This window comes from Amycolatopsis heterodermiae (genome assembly GCF_034929455.1).
Taxonomy (GTDB): domain Bacteria; phylum Actinomycetota; class Actinomycetes; order Mycobacteriales; family Pseudonocardiaceae; genus Amycolatopsis; species Amycolatopsis heterodermiae.
The window spans coordinates 173,334-196,464 of the sequence record NZ_JAYFSI010000006.1 but is presented as its reverse complement, the minus strand read 5'-3'; the positions used below and the strand labels follow the sequence as shown (position 1 = coordinate 196,464).

General features: G+C 73.2%; 24 protein-coding genes. 8 read left to right on the top strand and 16 right to left on the bottom strand.

Going from position 1 to position 23,131, the window contains the following annotated elements; translation table 11 throughout:
• The first annotated feature begins 75 nt into the window (after positions 1–75).
• Complete coding sequence (locus tag VA596_RS25835) at positions 76–1,311, top strand: COG4705 family protein (RefSeq protein WP_323330732.1); 1,236 nt, start codon at positions 76–78, stop codon at positions 1,309–1,311.
• Between the two features lie 47 nt (positions 1,312–1,358).
• Here the strand turns inward: VA596_RS25835 and VA596_RS25830 are convergent, their stop codons facing one another.
• Genes VA596_RS25830 through VA596_RS25820 form a run of 3 tightly spaced genes read right to left on the bottom strand, consistent with a single transcriptional unit; the run spans position 1,359 to position 4,113 of the window.
• Positions 1,359–2,408 (bottom strand): ABC transporter substrate-binding protein, encoded by a 1,050-nt coding sequence (locus VA596_RS25830; RefSeq protein ID WP_323330731.1) that lies wholly within the window; start codon positions 2,406–2,408, stop codon positions 1,359–1,361.
• A gap of 23 nt (positions 2,409–2,431) precedes the next feature.
• Complete coding sequence (locus VA596_RS25825) at positions 2,432–3,298, bottom strand: ABC transporter permease (RefSeq protein WP_323330730.1); 867 nt, start codon at positions 3,296–3,298, stop codon at positions 2,432–2,434.
• Entirely contained in the window at positions 3,295–4,113 is an 819-nt protein-coding gene (locus VA596_RS25820) for an ABC transporter ATP-binding protein (protein ID WP_323330729.1), read from the bottom strand. The genes VA596_RS25825 and VA596_RS25820 overlap by 4 nt, the downstream gene beginning before the upstream one ends.
• Positions 4,114–4,283: 170 nt before the next feature.
• Between VA596_RS25820 and VA596_RS25815 the strand changes: the two genes are divergently transcribed.
• Positions 4,284–5,855, top strand: coding sequence for a sensor histidine kinase (locus VA596_RS25815; protein ID WP_323330728.1), 1,572 nt, complete (start codon positions 4,284–4,286; stop codon positions 5,853–5,855).
• Positions 5,852–6,526, top strand: a complete 675-nt coding sequence (locus VA596_RS25810; protein ID WP_323330727.1) for a response regulator — start codon at positions 5,852–5,854, stop codon at positions 6,524–6,526. The genes VA596_RS25815 and VA596_RS25810 overlap by 4 nt, the downstream gene beginning before the upstream one ends.
• Here VA596_RS25810 and VA596_RS25805 read toward each other — a convergent pair whose 3' ends face one another.
• The 4 genes from VA596_RS25805 to VA596_RS25790 are packed head-to-tail and all read right to left on the bottom strand — an operon-like array spanning position 6,527 to position 10,123.
• A complete protein-coding gene (locus VA596_RS25805) occupies positions 6,527–7,075 on the bottom strand; it encodes a hypothetical protein (RefSeq protein ID WP_323330726.1) in 549 nt (182 codons plus the stop codon).
• Complete coding sequence (locus tag VA596_RS25800; protein WP_323330725.1) at positions 7,072–8,196, bottom strand: hypothetical protein; 1,125 nt, start codon at positions 8,194–8,196, stop codon at positions 7,072–7,074. The genes VA596_RS25805 and VA596_RS25800 overlap by 4 nt, the downstream gene beginning before the upstream one ends.
• Positions 8,197–8,210: 14 nt before the next feature.
• Positions 8,211–8,621 (bottom strand): FixH family protein, encoded by a 411-nt coding sequence (locus VA596_RS25795; protein ID WP_323330724.1) that lies wholly within the window; start codon positions 8,619–8,621, stop codon positions 8,211–8,213.
• A complete protein-coding gene (locus tag VA596_RS25790; protein WP_323330723.1) occupies positions 8,618–10,123 on the bottom strand; it encodes a hypothetical protein in 1,506 nt (501 codons plus the stop codon). Before VA596_RS25790 ends, VA596_RS25795 begins: the two co-directional genes overlap by 4 nt.
• An 83-nt stretch (positions 10,124–10,206) precedes the next feature.
• Between VA596_RS25790 and VA596_RS25785 the strand changes: the two genes are divergently transcribed.
• On the top strand, positions 10,207–10,890 hold the full coding sequence (locus tag VA596_RS25785; protein ID WP_323330722.1) for a response regulator transcription factor: 684 nt from the start codon (positions 10,207–10,209) through the stop codon (positions 10,888–10,890).
• Entirely contained in the window at positions 10,880–12,238 is a 1,359-nt protein-coding gene (locus VA596_RS25780) for a sensor histidine kinase (RefSeq protein WP_323330721.1), read from the top strand. The genes VA596_RS25785 and VA596_RS25780 overlap by 11 nt, the downstream gene beginning before the upstream one ends.
• Positions 12,239–12,248: 10 nt before the next feature.
• Here the strand turns inward: VA596_RS25780 and VA596_RS25775 are convergent, their stop codons facing one another.
• Both VA596_RS25775 and VA596_RS25770 read right to left on the bottom strand, forming a co-directional pair.
• Positions 12,249–13,178, bottom strand: coding sequence for an MBL fold metallo-hydrolase (locus VA596_RS25775; RefSeq protein ID WP_323330720.1), 930 nt, complete (start codon positions 13,176–13,178; stop codon positions 12,249–12,251).
• The gene (locus VA596_RS25770) at positions 13,175–13,609 is read right to left on the bottom strand and encodes a carboxymuconolactone decarboxylase family protein (RefSeq protein WP_323330719.1); all 435 of its coding nucleotides are present in this window, start codon (positions 13,607–13,609) and stop codon (positions 13,175–13,177) included. The genes VA596_RS25775 and VA596_RS25770 overlap by 4 nt, the downstream gene beginning before the upstream one ends.
• Positions 13,610–13,689: 80 nt before the next feature.
• Between VA596_RS25770 and VA596_RS25765 the strand changes: the two genes are divergently transcribed.
• Positions 13,690–14,556, top strand: a complete 867-nt coding sequence (locus VA596_RS25765) for a LysR family transcriptional regulator (protein ID WP_323330718.1) — start codon at positions 13,690–13,692, stop codon at positions 14,554–14,556.
• A gap of 10 nt (positions 14,557–14,566) precedes the next feature.
• Here VA596_RS25765 and uppS read toward each other — a convergent pair whose 3' ends face one another.
• From uppS to VA596_RS25745, 4 genes are all read right to left on the bottom strand, one after another.
• Positions 14,567–15,340, bottom strand: coding sequence for a polyprenyl diphosphate synthase (uppS, locus tag VA596_RS25760; protein ID WP_323330717.1), 774 nt, complete (start codon positions 15,338–15,340; stop codon positions 14,567–14,569).
• Between the two features lie 11 nt (positions 15,341–15,351).
• Positions 15,352–16,047: a hypothetical protein gene (locus VA596_RS25755; RefSeq protein ID WP_323330716.1), complete on the bottom strand. Its 696-nt coding sequence runs from the start codon at positions 16,045–16,047 to the stop codon at positions 15,352–15,354.
• Positions 16,044–16,340: a PadR family transcriptional regulator gene (locus VA596_RS25750; RefSeq protein ID WP_323330715.1), complete on the bottom strand. Its 297-nt coding sequence runs from the start codon at positions 16,338–16,340 to the stop codon at positions 16,044–16,046. Before VA596_RS25750 ends, VA596_RS25755 begins: the two co-directional genes overlap by 4 nt.
• Before the next feature lie 100 nt (positions 16,341–16,440).
• Positions 16,441–17,388: a LysR family transcriptional regulator gene (locus tag VA596_RS25745; RefSeq protein ID WP_323330714.1), complete on the bottom strand. Its 948-nt coding sequence runs from the start codon at positions 17,386–17,388 to the stop codon at positions 16,441–16,443.
• A 217-nt stretch (positions 17,389–17,605) separates the two neighbouring features.
• Between VA596_RS25745 and VA596_RS25740 the strand changes: the two genes are divergently transcribed.
• Together VA596_RS25740 and VA596_RS25735 are read left to right on the top strand one after the other, a co-directional pair.
• On the top strand, positions 17,606–18,457 hold the full coding sequence (locus VA596_RS25740) for an AfsR/SARP family transcriptional regulator (RefSeq protein ID WP_323330713.1): 852 nt from the start codon (positions 17,606–17,608) through the stop codon (positions 18,455–18,457).
• Positions 18,421–20,499 (top strand): NB-ARC domain-containing protein, encoded by a 2,079-nt coding sequence (locus tag VA596_RS25735; protein ID WP_323330712.1) that lies wholly within the window; start codon positions 18,421–18,423, stop codon positions 20,497–20,499. The genes VA596_RS25740 and VA596_RS25735 overlap by 37 nt, the downstream gene beginning before the upstream one ends.
• Here the strand turns inward: VA596_RS25735 and VA596_RS25730 are convergent.
• From VA596_RS25730 to VA596_RS25720, 3 genes are read right to left on the bottom strand one after another with little or no spacing between them, the layout of a single operon-like run.
• Positions 20,442–20,852 carry a S26 family signal peptidase gene (locus VA596_RS25730; RefSeq protein ID WP_323330711.1) on the bottom strand — a complete coding sequence of 137 codons (411 nt, stop codon included), beginning with the start codon at positions 20,850–20,852 and terminating at the stop codon, positions 20,442–20,444. The genes VA596_RS25735 and VA596_RS25730 overlap by 58 nt on opposite strands.
• Entirely contained in the window at positions 20,852–22,642 is a 1,791-nt protein-coding gene (locus VA596_RS25725) for an ABC transporter ATP-binding protein (RefSeq protein WP_323330710.1), read from the bottom strand. The genes VA596_RS25730 and VA596_RS25725 overlap by 1 nt, the downstream gene beginning before the upstream one ends.
• Positions 22,639–23,130, bottom strand: coding sequence for a hypothetical protein (locus VA596_RS25720; RefSeq protein WP_323330709.1), 492 nt, complete (start codon positions 23,128–23,130; stop codon positions 22,639–22,641). Before VA596_RS25720 ends, VA596_RS25725 begins: the two co-directional genes overlap by 4 nt.
• Between the last annotated feature and the right edge of the window lies 1 nt (position 23,131).

Sequence of the window (23,131 nt, the reverse complement as noted above, 5' to 3'; positions counted from 1 at the left end):
CTCGTGGCGCGGCACTTTGCCATTCCCTCACCCGGCGTTGCCGGAACGTGAACCCGGACCTCGTTACGGTGCGCCATGACCTCAGTACGAACTCCCTTGCCCCGCAGCACTTTCCTGAACAAGGTCCCGGAGGTCACGCTCTACTTCTGGCTCATCAAGGTGCTGTGCACCACCGTCGGCGAGACGGCGGCCGACTTCCTCAACGTCGACCTGGGATTCGGGCTGACCGGGGTTTCGCTGGTCACCGGCGCGCTCCTGGTGGTCGCGCTGGTCTTCCAGTTCCGCGCGGCCCGGTACGTCGCCGGGCTGTACTGGCTCACCGTCGCGATCGTGAGCGTGTTCGGCACCCTGGTCACCGACAACCTCACCGACAACGCCGGCCTGCCGCTGGAGGCGAGCACGCTCGTGTTCGGCGTCCTGCTCGCCGTGACGTTCGTGGTCTGGTACGCGTCCGAGAAGACGTTGTCCATCCACTCGATCGTCACCCGCCGGCGGGAAACGTTCTACTGGCTGGCGATCCTGTTCACCTTCGCCCTCGGCACGGCGACCGGCGACCTCATGGCCGAAGTGCTCGGCCTGGGTTATCTGGTGACCGGTGGCATTGTCGTGGCGCTGATCGCGGTCACCGCGCTCGCCTGGCGGCTCGGCCTGCACCCGGTGCTCGCCTTCTGGTTCATCTACGTCCTGACCCGGCCGCTCGGCGCGTCCCTCGGCGACTACCTTTCCCAGCCCTCGAGCCAGGGCGGTCTGGGCCTGGGCGCGACGGTGACCAGCCTGATCTTCGTCGCGGCGATCGTCGTCACCGTCGTCTACTTGTCGGCTACGAAGGCCGACGTCGTCCCCGGAGCGGTCACCGCCGACGAGCCGGTCCGGGGTGGGATGTGGCAGACGGTCGTGTTCCTCGCGGTGATCCTCGTCGCCGGGGGCGTCGGCTACACCCTGCGCACCGCCGCCCTGCAGGACACCTCGCCGCAGGTGCCGGTCGCGTTGGCGCCGGTGCCCGGCGCCGGCCCGGCGCAGCCCGTGCCGGTCCACACCTCACCGCTGGGTGACCTGTCGGTGTTCCGCGGCATCACCCAGGACACCCTGAACCTGCTGAACGGCGGCAACCAGGCGGGTGCGACGACCCGCGTCGACGACCTCGAAATCCAGTGGGACACCGCCGAAGCCCGGTTGAAGCCCAAGGACAAGACCGAGTGGACGAACGTCGACGGCCGGATCGACAAGGTCCTGCGCGCACTGCGGTCGACGAGCCCGGATCAGGCTACCGAGAAGGATGCCCTCACGGCGTTGCTCACAACCCTTGGCTAAACCTCGTCCGTGGGTGCGCGGGACGGCCGCGCACCCACGGACCCCGGTCAGCCGGCGTTCTTGTTGGCCTGCAGGGCGAACTCGGTGGTGAACGTCTTGGCGAGGTCGACGTTGTGCCCCTTCACGTTGGGGTCGAACGCGGACAGGACGTTCAGCACGGTCTGCGGGCCGCCCTCGGGCATGATGCCGTCCGGGGTGTAGATGCCCTTCTCGTCGGACAGCGCCTTCACGTAGGCGGCGCGGCCGACGCCCGTGTAGTACTCCGGCGGCATCTTGTCGGTGATCTGGTCGGCGCTGCTCCTGGCGATGAACTTCATCGTCTTGACGAACGCGTTGGCCAGCTTCTGCACGACGTCCTTGTGGGCGTCCACATAGGACGTCTGCATGTACAGCGCCGACGCCGGGTAGACCCCGCCGAGCGCCTGACTGGCGCCGGCGGCGGTGCGCATGTCGATGAGCACCTTCGCCTGCCCGGTGTTCAGCAGCGCCGAGATCGTCGGCTCGGTGGTCATGCCGCAGTCGATGGACTTGTGCTGCATCGCCGCGATGAACGTGTTGCCCGCCTCGACCGCGACCGAATGGACGTCCGCGGCCTGCAACCCGTTGCGCACGGCCAGGTACTTGGTGAGGAAGTTCGTCGACGAGCCGAGCCCGGTCACGCCGAGGTTGCGACCCTTCCAGTCGGCGGGCGAGTGGATCTGGTCCGCGACGTCGGTGCGGCACAGCACGACCTCGCCTGGCACCTGCAGCAGCTGCACCACCGACTCGGCCGCCTTGCGCTTGCCCTGCAGGTCGATCGTGTGGTCGTAGAACCCGACGACGCCGTCGACCTGGCCGGCGAGCATCGCGGTTTCGGCGTCGACGCCGGCGGGTTCGTCGGAGAGCTGGACGTCCAGGCCCTGCTCCTTGAAGTACCCGAGCCGTTCGGTGAGCTTCGCCGGCAGGTAGATCTGCTTGTTGGCGCCGCCGACCATCAGCTTGACCACCGTCTGGCCCTGCGCGTTCGACGGCGCGGCGGCCGGGGTGGACGAGCCGCCGCAGCCGGCCAGAACCAGGCACGAAGCCGCCGCGAGCGCGGACGTGACGAGCAGTTTCATGGAAGAACTCCTTCGTTCCGGGTTCACAGGTCCGCGCCGGTCGAGGTGACGGGCGGGCGCCAGGCGAGCAGCTTCCTTTCCAGCAGCCCGATGAAGCCTTCGGTGATCAAGGCGACGGCGGCGATGATGACCATCGCGGCGAACACGCCGTTCGGGTTGAAGCTGCCCTGCGCCTGCTGGATGAGCAGGCCCAGCCCGCGCTGGGCCCCCAGGAACTCCCCGACGATCGCGCCGATCAGCGCGAAGCCGAAGCTGATGTGCATGCTGGCGATGATCCAGGTGAACGCCGAGGGCAGGACGACCTGACGGGTGACCTGGCCGCGGGACGCGCCGAGGATCCGGGCGTTGGCCATGTAGCTGCGGTCGACCTCGCGGGTGCCCTGGTAGGCGTTGAAGAACACGGCGAAGAACACCAGCACGACCGCGAGGGCCACTTTGGACTCGATGCCCAGCCCCAGCCAGACCAGGAAGATCGAGCCGAGCACGATCCGCGGGATCGAGTTCATGATCTTGATGTAGGGCCCGAAGATCTGCGACAGCAGCCGGACCCGGCCGAACGCCACCCCGCACGTGACGCCGAGGACGAGCCCGATCCCGAAGCCGAGGAACGCCTCTTCGAGCGTGACGCCGATCTGCTCCCAGATGGACCCGGCGTCCGTCCCGTGCTGGAGCCAGTCCCCGAGCTGGCGCACGATGGCGCTGGGCTGGCCGAAGAAGAACGGGTCGAGGACGTTCAGGTCGGTGGCCAGCTCCCAGGCCCCGAGGAAGACGACCGCGACGGCCACCCGCGCGACGTTCACCAGGACGCCACGCCGCCGCGCCCGGGTCCTGGCGGCGGTTTCCTCGAGGGCACCGGCCGTCTCCTCCGGGGCGGCGATCCGGGCCGTCACGACGCGGCCTGCGTGGTCGTGCGGGCGTAGGCGAGCTGGACCTCGTCGCGCAACGACGTCCAGATCTGCCGGTACAGCTCGACGAACCGCGGCTGGAACCGGATCTCCTGCACCGTGCGCGGCCGCGGGAGGTCGATGTCGTAGACGGCCTTCACGCGGCCCGGCCCGGCGGTGAGCACGACGACCTTGTCCGCCAGCGCGATGGCCTCTTCGAGGTCGTGCGTCACGAAGATGACCGTCGGGCGGGTCAACTGCCACAGCTGCAGCAGCTCGTCGGACATGATGGAACGAGTCTGGACGTCGAGCGCGCTGAACGGCTCGTCCATCAGCAGGATGCCGGGCTCGTTGATCAGCGACTGGGCCAGCGCGACGCGCTTGCGCATGCCGCCCGAGAGCTGGTGCGGGTAGTGGCCTTCGAAGCCGGACAGCCCGACCCGCCGCAGCCAGTCGCGGGCGCGGTCCCGGACGTCGCGCTTGTCACCGCCGCGCCACAACGGCCCGGCGGACACGTTGCCCAGCACGGTCTTCCACGGCAGGACGGCGTCGTTCTGGAAGACGAACCCGACCTTCGGGTCGATTCCGGTCACTTCGCCGCCGTCCACCAGGACCTGCCCGGTGGACGCGCGTTCGAGCCCGGAGACGAGCGTCAGCGTGGTCGACTTCCCGCACCCGGTCGGGCCGACGACCGCGCAGAACTCGCCGGCGCCGATCTCGAGGTCGAGGTCGGCCAAAGCGGTGTACATCCGCCCGGACGGCGTCGCGAACCGTTTCGTGACGTTCCGCAGCCGGATCGCCGTGGGAGTCGAGGTGTCCATGGGCCGGGGACCCTAGGTTCGGCTCGCGGCCCGGCGACAGCGTTGTGCGGCTTTGGCCGGTTACCCGCGTATCCGCAGGTTTTGCGCGTTCTGCCAGGCCGCTTTCCCTTGCGTTAGCACGCGGTGGAGGACACTCCCGGGATCGTCGGCGAAGACGCGAGGAGGCCGCCGTGCGCCATCCCAGGGCACTCTCGTCGTTGATCCTCGGGTACGTGCTCGCCATCCTGGTCGTGACCATGGTGCTCGGTTTCGCGCTCTACACCCAGGTCACCCGGGACCTGCTGGACCGCTACAGCGAGCGGCAGGCCCTGTCGGTGGCCGAAGCGGTCGCCGCCGACCCGGCCGTCCGCGCCGGGATCGCCGGCGGGGACCGGACGGGCGCCGTCCAGCGGGTCGCCGAGGACGTGCGGACCGCGTCCGGCGCCGCCTACGTCGTGGTGATCGACCGCGACGGGATCCGGCACTCCCACCCGAACCCCGCGCTCGTCGGACGGCGGATCGAAGAGCCGGTGATCGCCCTCGACGGGCGGAGCCACGTGGGTCTCGACGCCGGCAGCCTCGGCGACTCGGCCAACGGCAAGGCCCCGCTGCGCGCGCCGGACGGCACCCTGGCCGGCGAGGTGTCCGTCGGCATCCTGGAAACCGATGTCTCCCAGCACTTCTGGGCCGAGGTGCCGACCCTGCTGCGCTACACCGGCGCGGCGTTGCTGGCCGGGACGCTGATCGCGCTCGTGCTCGCCCGGCGGCTCAAGCGGATGACGTTCGGGCTGGAGCTGCACGAACTGGCGTCGCTGCTGCAGGAGCGGGAAGCGACGCTGCACGGCATCCGGGAAGGGGTCGTGGCCTTCGACCGGCAGGGGCGGCTCACCATGGTCAACGACGAGGCCCGGCGGCTGCTGCGCTGGCGGAGCGCGGAACTGGGCCGGACCCTCGACGAGGTCGTGCCGGAGGGCCGCCTGCGTGAGGTGCTCGGCGGCGACGGGATCGATCAGATCGTGCTGACCGACGAGCACCTCTTGGTGGCCAACCGGATGCCGGTGCGGGTGCGCGGGCGCGACGTCGGCTCGGTGGTGACCCTGCGGGACCGCACCGAGCTGGAAGCCCTGCTGCGCGAGCTGGACAGCGTCACCGGGCTCACCGACGCGCTGCGCGCGCAGCAGCACGAGTTCTCCAACCGGCTGCACGTCCTGTCGGTGCTCGTCGGGATGGGCGACCAGGAGGAGGCGATGGCCTACCTCGACGAGATCTCCGCGGGCAGCACCGGGCAGGCCGAAGAGCTGCGCTCCCGCATCGCGCCCGCGTCGCTCGCCGCGCTGCTGCTGGCCAAGATCACCATCGCGGCCGAGCGGGACGTCCGGCTGACCGTGTCCGAGGATTCGCGGCTCGACCAGCCGGCGCCGGACGCGCTGCTCACGATCGTCGGCAACCTCGTCGACAACGCGCTCGACGCCGTGGCCGACACGCCCGCGCCGCGGGAGGTCGTGGTGCGGCTGGCCCACGACGACGGCGCCATCGCCGTGTCGGTCACCGACAGCGGCCCCGGCGTGCCCGCCGGCCTGGCGGAGCGGGTCTTCCAGGACGGCTACACCACCAAGCCGTCCCGCAGCGGCCTGCCGCGCGGCCTGGGCCTGGCCCTGGTGCACCGGCTGGTCGTCCGGCTCGGCGGCCGGATCACCGTGGCACCGGGGCCGGGCGGCGCGTTCGACGTCCGGCTGCCCGTCCGGGCCGGGGAGCGGCCGTGATCCGGACCCTGGTGGTGGACGACGACTACCGGATCGCCCAGGTGCACGCGGCCGGCGTCGGCCGCGTCGACGGCTTCGTCGCGGCCGGCGAAGCGCATTCGCTGGCCGAGGCGCGGGCGCTGGTCCGGACGCTCCGGCCGGACCTGCTGCTGCTCGACCTGTACCTGCCCGACGGCCACGGGCTCGAGCTCATGCGGTCGCTGCACGACACCGTGCCCCGCCCGGACTTCATCGTCATCACCGCCGCGCAGGACATCGACAGCGTCCGGCGGGCCATGCAGCTGGGTGCCGTCTACTACCTGGTCAAGCCGTTCGGGTTCGCGCAGCTGCGCGAGCAGCTGGCCGCGTACGGCCGGCTGCGCGAAAGCCTCGACGGGCTCGACGTCGCGAACCAGGAAACCGTCGACACGCTCTACGGGCTCCTGCGCGGCCCGGCCGGGCACCAGGCCGGCCGGCGGCGGCTGCCCGCGACGATGGCCCAGGTCCTGGAGCAGGTCCGGACCGCGCCGCGTGCTCTGTCCGCGACCGAGGTGGCCGAACGGCTCGGTGTCAGCCGCGCCACGGCGCAGCGGTATCTGGCCGACCTCGTGCGCCGCGGTCTGCTGGACCTCAGCCTGAACTACGGCACCGCGGGCCGTCCGGAACACCGCTACCACGTGCCCCGCCGGTGATCACACCACGAGCGGCCGGCTCGCCGGGCGGACGCGGCGCCACGTGATCACCAGGAACACGATCAGGCCCGCGAACGGCAGGGAACCGACCAGCCAGCTCAACGCCAGCGGCGGCCCCGGCTGGTCGAGGACGGTGATGTCCGGGAGGTGCCCTTCACCGTGCCCCTGCGGGCCGTCGATGGCGAACCCGAAGCGGTACGTGCCCGCGCTGCTGAACGACTTCACGTCCAGGCCCCACGCATCGAGCTTGCGCGGGTGGCGGACCAGCGGCCCGGCGTGTTCGTCGGACTTGACGCCGGGGCCGTCCAGCAGCAGCGTGCCGGACTTGCCCGCGATGCCGCCGTCGGGCACGAACGTGAAGTCCAGCGACTGCATGGCGCGGATCGGCCAGACGGAGAACCCGACCGTCACGCTGTACGGACCGGCTTGGACGTGTTCGGTGTGCACGATGTCGACCGGCGCGTAGGCCATCGCCGGGGCCGCCCCGGCGAAGGTCAACGCGACAATGGCGAGGGCGGTGACGGCGAGGCGCCGGGTCCGCGAGGTCATCGGGTTTCCTCCGGGGTGAGGGCGTCGAGCATCGTGGTGAACCGGCCGCCGAGGAACCCGGCGAGCAGGCCCAGCGGCAGGCCGAGGATCGCGACGAGCGCGAACTCGGTCCCGGAGATCTCCGCGGTGGGGTCGGTGAGGAGCTGCTGCAGCGGCAGGCCGACGGCCACGACCAGGCCGGTCACCGTGCCGGCCAGGAGCAGGACCCGTTTCGCGTCGAGCCCGCGACGGCGGGTCAGGTGCAGCAGTCCCTCGACCAGGACCGCCGCGACGATCAGGAACATCGGCATGGCGCCGGGCAGGTCCGGCGGCTGGGGCGTGAGCCCGTCGCGCAGCGGGAGCCCGACGGCCGCGGCGTAGGTCTCCGCCGCCCACGGCGAGAACCACCACAGGAACGCCTGCAGGACCCCGAGCACCACCGCGATCGCGGTCGCGGAACCCGGCCGCCGCAGCAGCGTCGCGCCGATGACGAGCAGCAGCGGCGTGAAGAAGATGATCCCGATGATCGTCGGGTCGACCGGCAGCGGGAGGTTCTTGAGCGCGTTCGCGGGGATCGGCGCGAAGGTGATCAGGATCGGGATCGACCCGATGACGCCCCAGTGGCCCCAGCGCTGGTCCTTCGCGGCGGCGAACACGATGATGCTGCCGATCATGGTGACGGTGATCGAGAGGAACAGCGCGACGTGCGACGGGGTGTTCAGCACGGCGTCGAAGCCGTAGATCGAGTGCCACACCAGGTCCAGCAGCCCGTACAGCAGGAATGACGCCGCGCCGATCCCCGAGACCAGATAGCCCAGGGGCGCGGTGAAGACGCCGCCGAACACGCGGACGGGCGTACCGCCGGTCGTCCGGGGCATCGGCCGGCCGGCGCGCTGGGCGGCGGTGGCCAGCAGCACCATCACGAGACTGGCGACGCCGGACAACGCGCTGCCGGTGTAAAGGGCCAGATGCGACAGCGTGAAGAAGGTGTCCGGCCCGACCTCGGTGTGCCACTGGATGTCCCAGCTCAGCCCGGCCGTGGTGATCACCGTGCCGAGGAAGACCGTCCAGGCACCGGCCTGGGCGGCGGTTCCCGTCCGGGTGGCGGCGCGAACGCCGGCCACTGACGCGGATATGTCCATCTTCGTGTCCTTTCTCAGTTCGAGACGGGGACGGAAAGCGTGAGGTGGTCCGCGCCGACCGACAGCAGCAGCTGCCACGAGCCGGCCATCATCAGCGGCACGCCGTCGGCGCGGTAGCCGCCGCCACCGGTGGGCACGGCGGCGACCGGCGGGCCGGCGTGGCCCATCTGCGGCATCACCGGCTGGACCCGGACCGCGGCCCCGGAAACGGGGCGACCGGCCGGATCCGTGACGTCGATGTCGACGGAAGTGCTGCCGGGCTTGGGGTTCCGTACCGTGGCCGTCACCGCGTAGCGCGCCGAAGCCGCGTGCAGCACGGCGGGGCCGGCCGGGCTGGGCCACAACACCGCCACGAGCACCGCGACGACGGCGACCGTCACGCCGATGGCGACGGCGAGCCCGCGGCGGGAGCGGGTGGGCGTCACGGGGTCTCCCGGGGTGCGGGGGCGACGTCGAGCACGACCGGGACCGTCAGCACGGCGTAGCGGCGTTCGACCTGGATCCAGAGCCGGTACCGGCCGGGCACCGGGAAGGTGTAGGTGAACGGCACGTCCGGCCCGTAGGCGGCGACGGTCTCGTCGGGGGCGCTGTCGCCGTTGACCGGCGGAAGGCCGGCTATCCCGGGCCGCGAAGGGTCCATTGTGGACGTCGAACCCATGGCGTGGACGTGCGCCCACACCGGCGCCGTCTGCGCCGCCGCTCCCACCGGCGCCGTGGGCGGCAGCGGCCCGGCGACGATGAGGTGCCCGGCCATGCCCAGCCAGGGCTGCAGGTCGCCGGTGTCGCCGGCCCGCGCGGTCACCGTCGTCGGCTCCCCCGCCGCCGGCGTGGTCGTGGTGACGGTGATGCCGCCCGGCACCGTCACGCCGGTGAGCTGCCCGGCACCGAGCCGGACCGGGGCCGGGACCGCCGGCGACGCGGACGTGCCCGTGACGTCGATCCCGGCGGCGGCGTGCACGAGCTGGACCCCGCCACCGCGCCGGACCAGTTCGACAGACAGCGCGTAGTGCCCGGGCATCGGCGGCGTGACGTGCAGTGCGTAGTGGCCCGGGGCGGTCCGGATCGGGTGCTCGTGCCACAGCTCGCCGTCCGGGCCGATCAGCAGCAGGTGGACCAGGGCGCTGTCGTGGACGACCAGGTCGTCCGCCGGCAGGCCCGTCGACCCGTCGGTGAGGGTGAGCCCGAGGTCGCTCGCGTGTCCCGCGGCCGGCGCGCCGTCCACGGTGAGCACCACCGGCGGGCGCGAGTAGTCGCCGGTCATCGGCTGGGTCAGCGCGTACGGATCGGTGACGTTGGCGACGGTCGGATCGAGCTGCGGACCGGGCTGCGGCGGCAGCGGCAACGACGCCGAGAGCACCGCGGCGGTCACGGCGACCGCCAACCCGGCCACCATCCCGCCGGCCGGGAGCACCGCCCAGGCCGTCCGGCGGGTCCGGGTCGCCGTCACGACCGAAACCAGCAGCAGCACGCCCGCCGCGAGGAAACCGCCGTACACCAGGCGTTCCGGCGGCGAGATCACCTGAACGGGCACCACGAAGGGAATCCGGGCGGTGCGCGTCCCATCGCCCAGGGCCAGCTCCCACGGTCCGGGCCGGTCCACGGTCACGACCGCGCTGTAGGCCCGCGGTTCCGCCCCGAGGTCGACCGCGGCGGTGGCCGGCGCGCCGCTTTCGGCGGTCGCCCGGGCCGCCACGGTGAGCCGGCCCGGCGCGGTACCGGCGTGGGTGACGACGTCCAGGTGCAGCGGGCCGGGGACGCTCGTGATGCGGCGCAGCACGACGGTGAGTTCGCGGTCGCCGAGGGTCTGGGCCACCGTGACGTCGCCACCCGAAGACGGCGAATCGGCGTACGTCACCGGGCTCGCAGCGAGCAGGAACGCCAGGCACGCGACCGGAACCAGCGCACGGCGCTTCGGGAAGTGCGTCACGGCAGGAGCTTCGCGAAAACCGCCTTACAGGACCCTTTCAGCGGGTAAACGCGCTTTTGCCGTCGCCCGGCAATACTGGGGCGATGCGGATACTGGTGGTCGAGGACGAGGAGGCCATGGCCGCGTCGCTCGCCTGGGGACTGCGGGCGGAGGGGTACGTCGTGGACGTCACCGCCGACGGCCGGGACGCCCTGTGGCGAGCGCGGGAAACGGCCCACGACGTGATCGTCCTGGACGTCATGCTGCCCGGGCTGGACGGCTACCAGGTCTGCCGCCGCCTGCGCGCCGACGGGCTGTGGACGCCGATCCTGATGCTCACGGCCATGGACGACGACCTCGACCAGGCCGAGGGGCTCGACTGCGGCGCCGACGACTACCTGGTCAAGCCGTTCGCCTACCCCGTCCTGCTCGCCCGGCTGCGGGCGCTGACCCGGCGCGGGCTCGGCCGCCGTCCCGCGGTCCTCACCGCCGCCGGCCTGCGCTTCGACCCCGCCGGGCGCACCGTCGTCCACGACGGCGTCGCACTCGACCTCACCACCCGCGAGCTGACCGTCCTGGAGTACCTGCTGCGCAAGCAGGGCCAGGTCGTGTCGAAGGCCGAACTGCTGGACCACTGCTGGGACACCGCCTACGACGGCGGCCCGGCGGTCGTCGAGGTCACCGTCCACCGCCTGCGCCGGAAACTCGACCGGCCCGGCGGCCCGGGCGTGATCCACACCCTGCGGGGCCAGGGTTACCTCATCCGGGACGACGCCGATGAGCGGTGACCACCCGCGGTGGCACACCTTGCGGGTCCGGCTCACGCTGGTCGCCGGGCTCGTCATCACCGGCGCCGTGGTCCTGGGGATCGTGCTGCTCTACCTGCTGCAGGTCCAGTCCGTCGACCGCACCCTCGACGGCCAGCTGCGCGCCTACGCCGTCGAGATCACGGAGTCCGCCGCGAACGGCGCGTGGCCGCGGCTGCTGGCACCGTCCACATTGGACGCCGACGCCCAGGCCCAGGTCCTCGCCCCGGACGGGCACGTGCTCGCCGCGACCCGCACCCTGGCCGGCCTGCCCGCGATGTACAGCACCGGGTCCGGCACCCCGCGGCGCACGGCCGCGGCCGACGGCGTCGTCCCCGACGACGTCCGCGTGGTCGCGGTCCGGCAGGTCGTCGGCGGGCAGCCGGTCACCGTGCTGGCCGGCACCCCCACCGGGTTGCTCACCCAGCTGCGCGACGCGTTCACCTCGAACCTGCTCCTCGGCTTTCCCGTCATCCTCCTCGTCGCCGCGGTCACGGTCTGGCTGATCGTCGGCCGGGTGCTGCGCCCGGTCGAGCGGATCCGGCACGCCGTCACCGAGATCACCTCGGCCGATCTGTCCCGGCGGGTGCCGGAGCCGGGCACGCCCGACGAGATCGGCTCGCTCGCCCGGACGATGAACGACATGCTCGGCCGCCTGGAGAACTCGGCCGGCCGGCAACGGCGCTTCGTCGCCGACGCCTCCCACGAGCTGCGGAGCCCGCTCGCGGCGCTGCGCACCACGCTCGAGGTCGGGCTCGCCCACCGCGAGCGCGCCCCCTGGCCCGAGATCGCCGAGCGGGCCACCCGGCAGTCCCAGCGGCTCGAGGACCTGATCCAGCAGCTGCTGCTGCTCGCCCGGGCGGACGAACACCAGCTGACGGCGCAGGCGTCCGAAGTGGACATCGGCCGGCTGCTGCACGACATCCGGGCCTCGACGCCGGCCGACGGCGTGACGATCGACGTTCAGAGCACCGGCAACGCGGTCGTCCTGGGCCACGCCGGCCACCTGGAACGCTTGTTCCGCAACGTCCTCGACAACGCCGTCCGGCACGCGGAGACGTCCGTCCACATCAGAACGACGACCGGCCGCGGGCGGGTGGTCGTCGAGATCGCCGACGACGGCCCCGGCATCCCGGTCGAAGACCGGGACCGGGTCTTCGACCGGTTCGTCCGGCTCGACGGCAGCCGGGACCGCGCGAGCGGGACGAGCGGACTCGGGCTCGCCATCGCCCGTGAGATCGTCACGGCCCACCGCGGCGGCATCGTCATCACCGACACCGGCGGGCACGGGACCACCGTGTTCGCCTGGCTGCCCCACCGCGGGCCGTGACCGGCGGCGGTCACACGCCGCTGTAGCTGCCGGCCGTCCACTCGGGAATCGGGTCGTAGGCGTGGACGTCGTGGGCCGGCACGACGTGCATCCGGCCGGACAGGGCGATGACGCGCAGGAGGCCGTCCCGCACCTGCGACGGCTCGACGTCCGCCAGCATCCGCAGCAGCTTCGGCCGTTCCGCCCGCAGCGTCACGCCTTCGCACTGCCAGGTCAGGTCGCCGATGAACGCGAACCGGCCGCCGCCGGGAAGGGTCACGAACACGACGACGGAGCCGTCCGTGTGACCGCCGGCCTCGGCGATGACCACCGAGCCGTCCCCGTGGACGTCGTGGCTGGCCGGGAAACCGAGGTACGGCGGGCCGTCGAAGGTGTAGTGGTGGATCTCGTGCCCGCGGGCGACGTCGCGGAACACCGAGGCGTCCTTGGCCCGCTCGACGTACCGGCTCTCGGCCGCGTTCATCCAGATCGGGACGTCGAGCTCGGCCAGCCCACTGACGTGGTCCCAGTGGGCGTGGGTGATGACGACGCCGCGCAGCCGCGCCGGGTCGTAGTTCCGGTCCCGCAGCTGGTCCCGGACCGTGGCGCCGAGGTCGTGCGGCGAGCGCCGGTAGGACGGCATGGTCGCGATGTGCGCCTCGACGTCCGCGCCGAAACCCGCGTCGATCAGCAGGTCGCCGGCCGGGTGCCGGACGAGCACCGCAGTGGCCGCGAACTTCCGGAGGTCACCGAACGAGCCACCGCGGTAGGCCAGCGCGGCCCGGTTCTCGTACGTGCCGGTCGGGAGCTGGTAGAGCGCCATCCCGGCCGGGGGCGACGCGGCCGGCAGCGGACCCGTCCACGGCTCCGGCGCCGGAAGCGGCGCGGGCCGGAACGAACGGATCACGATCAGGGCGCCGGCGATGACCACGAGAGCCAGGGCGGTCCAGAGGTGGATCATGGTGCGTCGGGCCTTTCCGAAGTGGTGGTTTCCGGGCGCTGGTCCTGGAAGAACTGGTGGATCTCCTCGGCCGCCACGGACGTGCGGGCCTGGCCGACGTACAGGGACAGCACCACGGTGAGGACCTCGAGCGCCGGCTGGTCGAGCCCGGCGCGGACCGCGCGTTCCAGGTGCGTGGTGAGCCGGTTGCCGCGCACGCCCTCGCAGATCAGCGCGGTCAGGATCGCGACGCTGCGGCCGCGGTCGTCGAGGGCCGGGTCGTGCCACGCCGGCCCGCCTGCGGCGAGGACGGCTTCGTCGGCGAAGCGGCGGCCGACCCGCTCCGCGAACACGTCCGGCAGGTCGCCGGGGCTGACGCCGAACGTCTCGGCGTACACCGCGATGCCCCGGCCGATCCGGTCTCCCCGCGGGTTTTCGTTCTTGTCGTTCACCCTACGATCAGACCCCGGCGGCGGGTGCGAGGTCCAACACCTGATCAGACCGGGCCATACCGTCAGGGTATGGTCCGAGGGTGGTGGATCTGCGGTCCCTCGGCTACTTCGTCGCGGTGGCGGAGGAGCTGAACGTGGGCCGGGCCGCGGCCCGGCTGCACATGTCGCAACCCCCGCTGAGCCGGGCGATCCAGCAGCTCGAAGGCGACCTCGGCGTCGAGCTGTTCACGCGGTCCGTCCGTGGCATGACCCTGACCCAGGCCGGCCAGACGCTACTGCCGGAAGCCCGGGAGGTGCTCGCGCGGGTCGAGTCCCTGCCGTCGGTGGTGTCGCAGGCGGCCGAACCGCGCACCCTCACCATCGGGACCCTCGCCGACAGCGTGGACCGCGCGGGGCGGTCCCTGATCGACGCGTTCCGCGCCCGCTACCCCGGCGTCGGGATCCGTGTCGTCGAAGGTGATCTCACCGACCCCACCGTCGGGGTCGATCGCGGGCAGGTGGACGTCGCCCTCACCCGCGGCCCGTTCGACGCCGCGGGGGTCGTGGTCGCCGAGATCCGCCGGGACCCGGTCGGCGTCATCGTGCGCGCCGCCGACCCGCTGGCGTCCCGGGACCGGGTCCGGCTGGACGAACTGCGCGACCGGCGCTGGTTCCGCGTCCCGGACACCGCGGACGCGCTCTGGCGGGCGTACTGGGCCGGCGGCCGCGAGCCCGGAGGCGAGGCCGACACCATCGTGCGAACCGTGCGCGAGTGCGTCCAGGCCGTGCTGTGGTCGGACTCGATCGGCCTCGCGCCGCTGACGATCACCCGGGCGCCCGGCATCGTCGTCGTCCCGGTGGACGGCGTCGCCCCCAGCCCGCTGGTCGTCGCGTGGCGGCGCCGGGACCGGAGGCCGCTCGTGCACGGCTTCGTCGACGTCGCCACCACCACCGCGCAGGACAGCTGATCCTGCCGCGTCAAGGGCGCCGGCGCTGCCGGCCCGCGTAGTTGCGCAGGGCACGGAGGAAGTCGATCTCGCGGAAGGCCGGCCAGTAGGCGTCGCAGAAGTGCAGTTCCGCGAAGGCGCCTTGCCAGAGCAGGAAGTTCGACAGGCGCTGCTCGCCGCTGGTGCGGATGATCAGGCCGGGTTCCGGCTGCTCCGGCGCGTACAGGTGCGCGGCGACGTCGTCGACGGTCAGGGTGTCCGCGACCTCGGCGAGGGTGCTGCCGGCGGTGGCGCGTTCGACCAGGAGGTCACGCAGGCCGTCGACGATCTCCTGGCGGCCGCCGTAGCCGATCGCCAGGGTGACGTGGGCGCCGGTCAGGCAGTCCCGGGTGGCTTCGGCGGCGTGTTTCAGCGCGCCTGCCGTGCTGGCCGGCAGCAGATCGACCGCGCCGGCCACGTGGACCCGCCACCGTGCGCCCGGCCGGGCCAGCCGCTCGGTGGCGAGCCGCTCGACGACGTCCATCAGGAACGCCACCTCGCCGTCGGCGCGGTGGGTCAGGTTTTCGGTGGAGCACAAGAAGACCGTGACGTAGCGGATGCCCAGCGACTCGCACCAGGACAGCACGCGTTCGGCGTGTTCGGCGCCGTACTGGTGGCCGAGGCTGGGGTTGGCCATGCCCTGCTGCCGGGCCCAGCGCCGGTTGCCGTCCATGATCAGCCCGACGTGGTCCGGCAGGTCCCTGCCGGTGAGCTGCTTGCGCAGGCGCCGTGCGTACAGGGCGTAGAGCGGTGCGGTGATGCGCATCTGCCCGCCTTTCAGGCCGCGGTTTCCGGGGTTCGCAGGACCAGGGGTGTCGCGAGCAGGACCAGCCCGAGCGCCGGCGCCGCCCCGGCGACCAGTTGCGTCGCCCCGATGGCCGCGGCCGCCGTGGCCAGCACCCGGACCCCGAGCCGGAAGCGCCGCGGGGGCACGGCCGGCACCGGTCCGATCCCGGCGACCGCCCTGCCGACCTGGATCACGGCCAGACCCCACGCACCCCACCAGCACAGCAGCAGCGTGAGCCGGACCGGCGGCGCGAAGGAACCGTTGGTGGCGTGGACAACGGCGACCACGATGAGGCCGAGCACAGCCGGTCCGGCGAGCCCGCGCACGAGCCGTCGCCCGAGGGCCATCAGGGTGGCCGGGTTCGGCCGCGGTGCGACAAGCCCCAGGCCGGCCACCACGGCGACCGCACAGACGTCGAGTACCCGGGAAAGCCCGCGACCGTCCTCGACGATCAGGTGCACGGCGAACCAGCCGATCCCGGTGACGATCACCGCCATCGCGGTGACCCGGGCTTGGCGTTGGGCGGCTGAGCGCGCGGGCCAGACGGCAGGGTGCAGCCACGCGTCGGCCGCGCCCACGAGCAGGTCCGCCCAGTCGCTCGCGCCGGCGTCCGCCGCCAGATCGGCACCCCAGCGCTCCCGGAACGCCCGCGGGTAGAGCCGCACGAGCCACCGCACGACGGTCATGCCGGCCGCACGCCAAGCCGCCGAAGACCGGCGTCGGCGACCCGCGCCATGGCCCGCAGCTCACGTTCCAGCACAACGCGACCTTGCTCGGTGATCCGCACCGGGCGTTGTCGACCTTCACCGTCGAGAGCTTCGACGAGCCCCTTCGCCTCCAGGCGGGCGAGCGCACCGTAGAGACTGCCCGGCCCCAGCCGTTCACCGGTCAGCTCGTCGATCGCGGTGTTGATCGCGTACCCGTGCAGCGGGCCATCGGTCAGCGCGTAGAGCACCAAGATCTGAGCGTCGTTCGGCATGAGCGGCCCCTTCGGTCGCCCGCACGTTACTACGCGCCACGTAGTACGTGCAACGTACCGCATCCCCAGGACGGGATCTCTTCGACCGCCGGTGCTCTGACTAGTGGCCGTCGCGTCCCCAGGACGGGCGCCAGCTGTCGCCCCCTTTCCGGCCGGCGAAGTCGGCTTCGAGGAAGGCGAGCAGCTCGGCCAGATCGGGCTGCCGGTTGCCGGTGCGCCAGACGACCCACAGCGGGAAGACCGGGGTGGGGTCGACGATCGGGATGCGGCGAAGGTCGTAGTGCGCGGGCCAGAGGTAGCGGGAGCCTTCGCCGACGAGGTTCGCGAGCGTCGCCGACTCGGCGATCTCGGTCATCAGCACCTCGGCCCCGAACGCCGGGCCCAGGACGTCGATGGTGAGCCCGAAGGTGGCGCCGAGCTCGGCGTAGTAGGCCGCGACCTCGTCCCCGCGGGGCAGCCCCGGCATCCAGATCGGATGATCGGCGAGCCGGCGTGGGGTCACGGACGCAGCATCGGCAAGCGGGTGCTTCGGGCCGACCAGCAGCTCGTGGCGGTCCTCGATGACCAGGGCGCTGGAGAGTCCCGTGCCGGAGAGTTGCCTCTTCGGGTCGGTCAGGCCGCGGAACGTGGCGTCGACGGCGCCACTGGCGACGGCGGCCAGCGCCGCCTCGAGGGTGAGATCGGGCAACGCGACGACGTCCAGGTCGCGCTCGCGGTGTTGCCGGTAGAAGGCGTGCAGGAGCGTGGCCGGTGCCGTCCGCCGGTTCCGTACGTCGACTCGCAGCGCTCGGCGTCCGGGCGTCACCGAGGCGAGGGCGCGGTCCTCGGCCTGCAGCAGCTCGTGGGCGTGCGGCAGGAACGCCTGGCCGTCGACGGTCAGCGTGGCGCCGCGGGGTCCGCGGGCGAAGAGAACCACGCCGACCTCACGCTCGAGGGCCCCGATGCGCTTCGAGACGGCCTGCTGGGTGATGCCGAGCTCGTCGGCCGCGCGCTGGAACTGTCCTTCCGAGGAGACCTTGAGGAAGGTCCGTACCGCGTCGAGGTCCACCCCCGCACCCTAGTGACACAACGAACAGTTGTGGCGCGCCGCCAGGTCGGTGGTTGCCCCGATCCGGGCACCAGCCTCATGTTTCGGGCCAGCGCGAAACGTTTTCGGGCCGGTTGACGGTGCTCTCGCGCCGCTGGCAGCGTCAGCACGCCGCGGTGCCGGGCGCCTGCGCGCGGTCCCGGGGTCGCCACACGATCGTGAAGGGTGCGGGCACGGATTGCTGGAAGCCACGGTCCTCGGCCCGGTCGGCGCGCGGGTCCACGGGACACCGGTGCCGGTCAAGGGGCGGCTGGGGCGCACGGTGCTCGCCGCGCTGGCGCTCGCCTGCCGGCAGCCGGTGTCGGTGGAACGGCTGATCGACGCCCTGTGGGGCGAGCTGCCGCCGGCCACCGCGCGGACCCAGGTGCACATCCAGGTGTCCAAGCTCCGCGCCTCGCTCGACCGGGCCGGCGCGGGCGGGGCGGTGGTCACCGTGCCGAGCGGGTACCTGCTGGACTGCCTCGCCGACGTCGACGAGGTGCGGCAGCTGCTGGTCACGGCGCGGGCGGCCGGGGACCCGGCGGGCACGGCCGGCCTGCTGCGGTCCGCGCTCGACCGCTGGACCGGGACGCCGCTGGGCGGGGTGACCGCGCACCTGGCGGGCGTGGAGCAGCCCCGGCTGGACGAGCTGCGGATCGGACTGGCCGAGGAGTGGATCGACGCGGAGATCGCATGCGGGCGGGCCGCCCGGCTGCTGCCCGAGCTGACCGCGCTGGTGCAGGCCCACCCCCTGCGCGAGGGCCTGCACCACCGGCGGATGCTGGCGCTGCACCGCGCCGGGCGGCGGGCCGACGCCCTGACGGCGTTCCAGGAGGCCCGGCGCGTGCTGCGCGACGAGCTGGGCATGGATCCCTCCCGGGAGCTGCTCGCGCTGGAGGCGGAGATCCTCTCCGTCGAGACGCCTCCGGCGGTGACCGTGGTGCCGCCCAGCTGCCGCCGCGGACCTCCGGGTTCGCCGGGCGCGACGCGGAGTCGTCCGCGATCGGGGCCGCGGTGGCGCGCCGGACCGACACGCCACCGCTGGTGCTGATCACCGGGATGCCCGGGATCGGCAAGACGGCGCTGGCCCTGCACGCGGGCGCGGCGTCGGCACACGCTTACCCCGGCGGGCAGCTCTACGCCGACCTGCGGGGCGCCGACACAAGACCGGCCGCACCCCACGAGATCCTCGCCGGCTTCCTGCGGGCCCTGGGTGTGCCGGCGCGGTCGATGCCGGCCGCCGTCGAAGAGCGCACGGCCGAGTTCCGCAGCCGCACGGCGGGCAGGCGGGTGCTCGTGGTGCTGGACAACGCCGCCACCGCCGCGCAGATCGAGCCGCTCCTGGCCGCCGATCCGGGCTGCGCCACGATCGTGACCAGCAGGTCCGTTCTGCCCGAGGTGGAGCCCGCGGTCCGGGTGCCGCTCGCGCCGCTGTCCGACCCGGTGGCCGGGACGGTGCTCGCGAACGCGGCGGGCGCGGCGCGGCTGGGCGAGGACGAGGGCACGGTCGCCACGGTGATCGAGGCGTGCGGGGGTGTGCCGCTCGCCTTGCGGATCGCCGGGGCGCAGCTCGCCGCGTACCCGAAGCTCGGCGTGGCGGAGCTGGCCGCGCGACTGTCCGACGAGTCGAGGCGGATGCGGGAGCTGACGGTCGGGCAGCGCAGCGTGCGGGACAGCCTCGACGCCAGCTTCCGGTTGCTGGACCGGGAAGCGCGGGCCGCGATGCTGGCGCTGGCGGCGATCGGGGCGCCGACGTTCACCGGCTGGCCGCTCGCCCCCGTGCTCGACGTGCCACTCCCCCGCACCGGCGAGGTGCTGGCCCACCTGTGCGCGATGAACCTGCTCGACCAGGCCGGGCCGGGGCGCGACGGGATGCCCCGCTACCGGATGCACGACCTGGTCCGGGCCTACTGCCGCACGGTCGGCCCGCCGCTCGGTCCGCGCGCCCTGGACCGGCTGGCCGGGTGGGCGGTCGCGCTGACCCGGCACGCCTGCGAGGGCATGCTGGGCATGCGGGTCGGGTACGCGGTGGTTGCCGAGACCGCCGCGCCCCTCGGCCAGGACGTGGTGGGGCACGTGGTGCAGGAGCCGCTGCCGTGGGTGGGCGCGGACGTCGACGTCCTGCTCGCCGTGTTCGGCCTGGCCGTGCGCGGCGGCCTGCTCCGTCCCGCGGCGGCGCTGCTGCTGGTGGTGCGCGCGCCGCTCGTGCGGCTCGACCTGTCCGACCACGGCGCCCGGGCGGCCGCGCGGCTGGCGAACGTCGCCGGCCCGGACCCGGTGGTGCGGGTGACCGCGGCGCTGGTCGCGGCGACGGCGCGGATGCACCGCAGCCGGTACGCCGACGTGGTCGCCATCCTGAACGAGGTGCCCCTGGCCGACGTCGACCTCGCGCTGCGGGCGGAGGTGCTGACCAAGCTGGGTGACGCGTACGAGCGCTGCCGGGACTGGCACAGCGCGATCACTTCCCTGCGCGAGGCCGTCGTGTGCTTCCGGAAGTCCGGCAACCTGGCCGGAATGGCGGGCTGTCACGGCACACTGGCCGCCCTGTACCGGGACCACCTCGGCGACCTGCGCGCGGCGACGGCGCACGGCACGAAGGCCCTGCGCCTGGCCGACGCCGCCGGTGACTGGAAGACCCGCGGGCAGGTGCGGCTCGTGGTCCTGCGCACCGCCTTGGCCTGCGGCGACGCGGCGGCCGCGGCCGAGCTCGCCGGACAGGCCCGCTGCCTGTCGGAGCGCAACGGCGACCCGATCGGCCAGACCTGGTGCCTCACCGCCGAAGCCGACGCCCACCGCGCGAACGGCGACCCGGACGCCGCCCGGCGATCCGCGGACCGCGCGCTGGGCCTGGCCCGCCGCACCCGCCGCCCGGACGCCGAGTCCGCCGCGATGCTCGCCCTGGCCTCGATCGAGCTGGCCGCCGGTGACCGGGCCGCCGCCCGCCGCATCGCCCAGGCGGCCCTGGACCTGCAGGACCGGTTCGACAGCCCGGTCGAACGAGCCGGGGTGGAGAAGGTGCTGGCGGAGATCGACGGTCAGCCGCCCGCCGGGCGGTCGGGCACCGCGCCCGCGACGCCGGAAATCTCGATGTAGCCGAGCTGGCGGGAATCCTGGCTGTGGCCGGTGTTGTCGCCGACCACCACCACCCGGCCGGCCGGGACGACCGGGTGGTCCGTCCCCAGCCAGGCGGGGACCGGGTCACCGGCGACCGCGGCGATGCGCTTGATGCGCCACGCGACGTCGGTGTCATTGGTGGACCCGGTTCGCGGGCGGAAGACGATCACGTCGCCGACGCGGTAGTGCCGCCGCCGGGTCGCGACCACCCGCTCGCCGTCGTGGAAGGTCGGGGACATGCTGTGGCCCCGGACGCGGACCACCACGTAACGGCGGCGCACCACCACGACCAGCAGTACCAGCACGACCAAGACCACGACGAGCCCGGCCATCACGCCTCCACCATCGCGTATCCCTTGGCCTGCAACGAGAACAGCCGGGCGTACTCGCCACCCGCGGTGAGCAGCTCGTCGTGGGTGCCCTCTTCGATCACCCGGCCGCCGCCCAGCACGACGATCCGGTCCGCACCGCGCAGGGCGGAGAGGCGGTGGGAGATCAGCACGCTCGTCCGGCCGGCCCGGTGGCCGCGCAGGGCCTCGTGGGTCCTGGTCTCGGCGTCGGCGTCCATGCCGGAGCTGGGTTCGTCGAGGATGAGCAGGTCGGCTTCGTCGCGCATGAGCGAGCGGGCCAGCGCCACCCGCTGCCACTGGCCGCCGGACAGGGCCGCCCCGGCCTTGTCGTCGACGTCCAGGAACGCCCTGGACAGCAGGGTTTCGTAGCCGCGCGGCAACGCCGAGAGCGCCGGATCGATCTCGGCGAGGCGGGCCGCCGCGCGCACGCGGTCGAGATCGCCGAGGCGGGTGACGTCGCCGATGCCGATGTTGTCGGCCGCGGTCAGGTCGTAGCTGGTGAAGTCCTGGAACGTGGCGCCGATGCGGGCCCGCAACGCGGCCGGGTCGCAGGAGCGGATGTCGACGCCGTCCCACAGGATACGGCCGCGGTCCGGGTCGTAGAAGCGGCACAGCAGCTTCACGAGCGTCGACTTGCCCGCGCCGTTCACCCCGACCAGCCCGACGGCCGCGCCGCTGGGGATCATCAGGTCGACCCCGCGCAGCACCCACGGGCCGGTCCGGTCGTACCGGAACCACACGTCACGCAGTTCGATGCCGGCCTTCAGCTCCGGCACGGCGTCCGTCCCGGAGGCCAGGTCGGGTGCGGTCGTCACCACGTCGAGGTAGTGCTTGAACAACCCGAGCGAGCCGCCGGCCCGGCCGAGCTGGCCCAGCAGCGAGCCCACCGGTGACTGGATGCCGGCCACCGCGGCGGTGAAGAGCGTCACGTCGCCGATGGACAACGCCCCGCGGGCGGCGCCGGTCGCGGCGACCACGAGGGCGATGCCGGCCACCACCGCCGACACGATCGCGGCGGTGATCCCGGCGACCGCGATCCGGCGCTGCATCGCGCACTCGCTCGCGGTGGCCGTGCGGACGGCGGTCACCATGCGCGACCGGAACAGGTCCGCGAGGCCGAAGAGCCGGATCTCCTTGGCCGCCCGGATGTCCGAGCACAGCGAGCGGAACAGGAACCGCTCGCGGTGGGTGGCCATCATCGCCTCGACCTCCCGCGCGCGCAGACGGGACAGGGTCAGCTGGGAGATCGCCGCGGCCGCCAGTGACGCGGCGAGCAGCCCGGCCATCGGCGGCCACACGAGCAGGACCGCGCCGCCGAACGCGAGCACGGCGACCACGGTGCGCACCGACTCGACGATCAGGGCCAGCACCGCGGGTGCCGCCTCCTGCGCGCCCTGCTCGGCCAGCCGCACCTGGTCGAGGAACGCCGGGTCCTCGAGCCGGCGCAGCCCCGGCAGCGCACCGACCGCGCCGACCAGGCGGTCCTCCGCCTCGATCGCGGACTTGGCCCGCACGATCGAGGTGCAGTACGAGGCGACCGCGGTGATCGCGGTCGCGACGGCGAGGCCGGCCGCCGAGCCGATGGCCAGCAGCACGATCAGGCCGCTGTCCCGGCCGCCGGTCAGCTCGTCGAACATCAGCTTCCCGAGCCAGGCCGACACCGCCGGCAGGGCCGAGGCGAGCACCGCCAGCGCGATCGTGCCGCCGGTGGCCACCCGCGACGCACGCCAGGCGACACCGAACGCGGGGCCCGCCGCCCGGAACAGGCTCACCGGGCGTGCTGCGGACGCACGGCGTCGAGGTCGTGGCCGGCGGCGGCGATCCGCCGGTCCCGCACGCGGATCAGGGTCGGGGTGACATCACCCGCGGTGAACGCGGCCGACACCGGGCTGCGGTCGCCGACGAAGGCGACGCGCACGGAGGGTCCCAGACCGGCCGCGTACTCGACGGCCTTGTCGCGGTCCCCGCCGTCGAGCACGAACGCGACGGTCGGCTCGGTCAGCTGGGCGGCGATGCGCCGGCAAGGCCCGCAGGTCGGCGACAGGAACGCGACGAGCGCGTCGTCCAGCTCGCGGTCGGTGACGGTCAGGCCGCCGGCGTCGGTCACCTCGAACGCCCCGACTTCGGTGCCCACGGCGGGCAGCGCGGGCGTCACCGGCCGGCGCTGCTCCTTCAGCATCCGGACGATCGCCGAGGACAGCAGGAGGTTGAGCACCGTCAGCACGGCCAGCACCGCGACCACGGCCACCAGGAACGACATG

Excerpts from the sequence above, each read along its gene's own strand:
- VA596_RS25730 (WP_323330711.1), bottom strand. The coding sequence starts at position 20,852 with ATGGCCGGGCTCGTCGTGGTCTTGGTCGTGCTGGTACTGCTGGTCGTG.
- VA596_RS25755 (WP_323330716.1), bottom strand. The coding sequence starts at position 16,047 with ATGACCGTCGTGCGGTGGCTCGTGCGGCTCTACCCGCGGGCGTTCCGG.
- VA596_RS25800 (WP_323330725.1), bottom strand. The coding sequence starts at position 8,196 with ATGGACATATCCGCGTCAGTGGCCGGCGTTCGCGCCGCCACCCGGACG.
- VA596_RS25805 (WP_323330726.1), bottom strand. The coding sequence starts at position 7,075 with ATGACCTCGCGGACCCGGCGCCTCGCCGTCACCGCCCTCGCCATTGTC.
- uppS (WP_323330717.1), bottom strand. The coding sequence starts at position 15,340 with ATGCGCATCACCGCACCGCTCTACGCCCTGTACGCACGGCGCCTGCGC.
- VA596_RS25835 (WP_323330732.1), top strand. The coding sequence starts at position 76 with ATGACCTCAGTACGAACTCCCTTGCCCCGCAGCACTTTCCTGAACAAG.
- VA596_RS25785 (WP_323330722.1), top strand. The coding sequence starts at position 10,207 with ATGCGGATACTGGTGGTCGAGGACGAGGAGGCCATGGCCGCGTCGCTC.
- VA596_RS25775 (WP_323330720.1), bottom strand. The coding sequence starts at position 13,178 with ATGATCCACCTCTGGACCGCCCTGGCTCTCGTGGTCATCGCCGGCGCC.
- VA596_RS25820 (WP_323330729.1), bottom strand. The coding sequence starts at position 4,113 with ATGGACACCTCGACTCCCACGGCGATCCGGCTGCGGAACGTCACGAAA.
- VA596_RS25720 (WP_323330709.1), bottom strand. The coding sequence starts at position 23,130 with ATGTCGTTCCTGGTGGCCGTGGTCGCGGTGCTGGCCGTGCTGACGGTG.
- VA596_RS25750 (WP_323330715.1), bottom strand. The coding sequence starts at position 16,340 with ATGCCGAACGACGCTCAGATCTTGGTGCTCTACGCGCTGACCGATGGC.
- VA596_RS25830 (WP_323330731.1), bottom strand. The coding sequence starts at position 2,408 with ATGAAACTGCTCGTCACGTCCGCGCTCGCGGCGGCTTCGTGCCTGGTT.
- VA596_RS25780 (WP_323330721.1), top strand. The coding sequence starts at position 10,880 with ATGAGCGGTGACCACCCGCGGTGGCACACCTTGCGGGTCCGGCTCACG.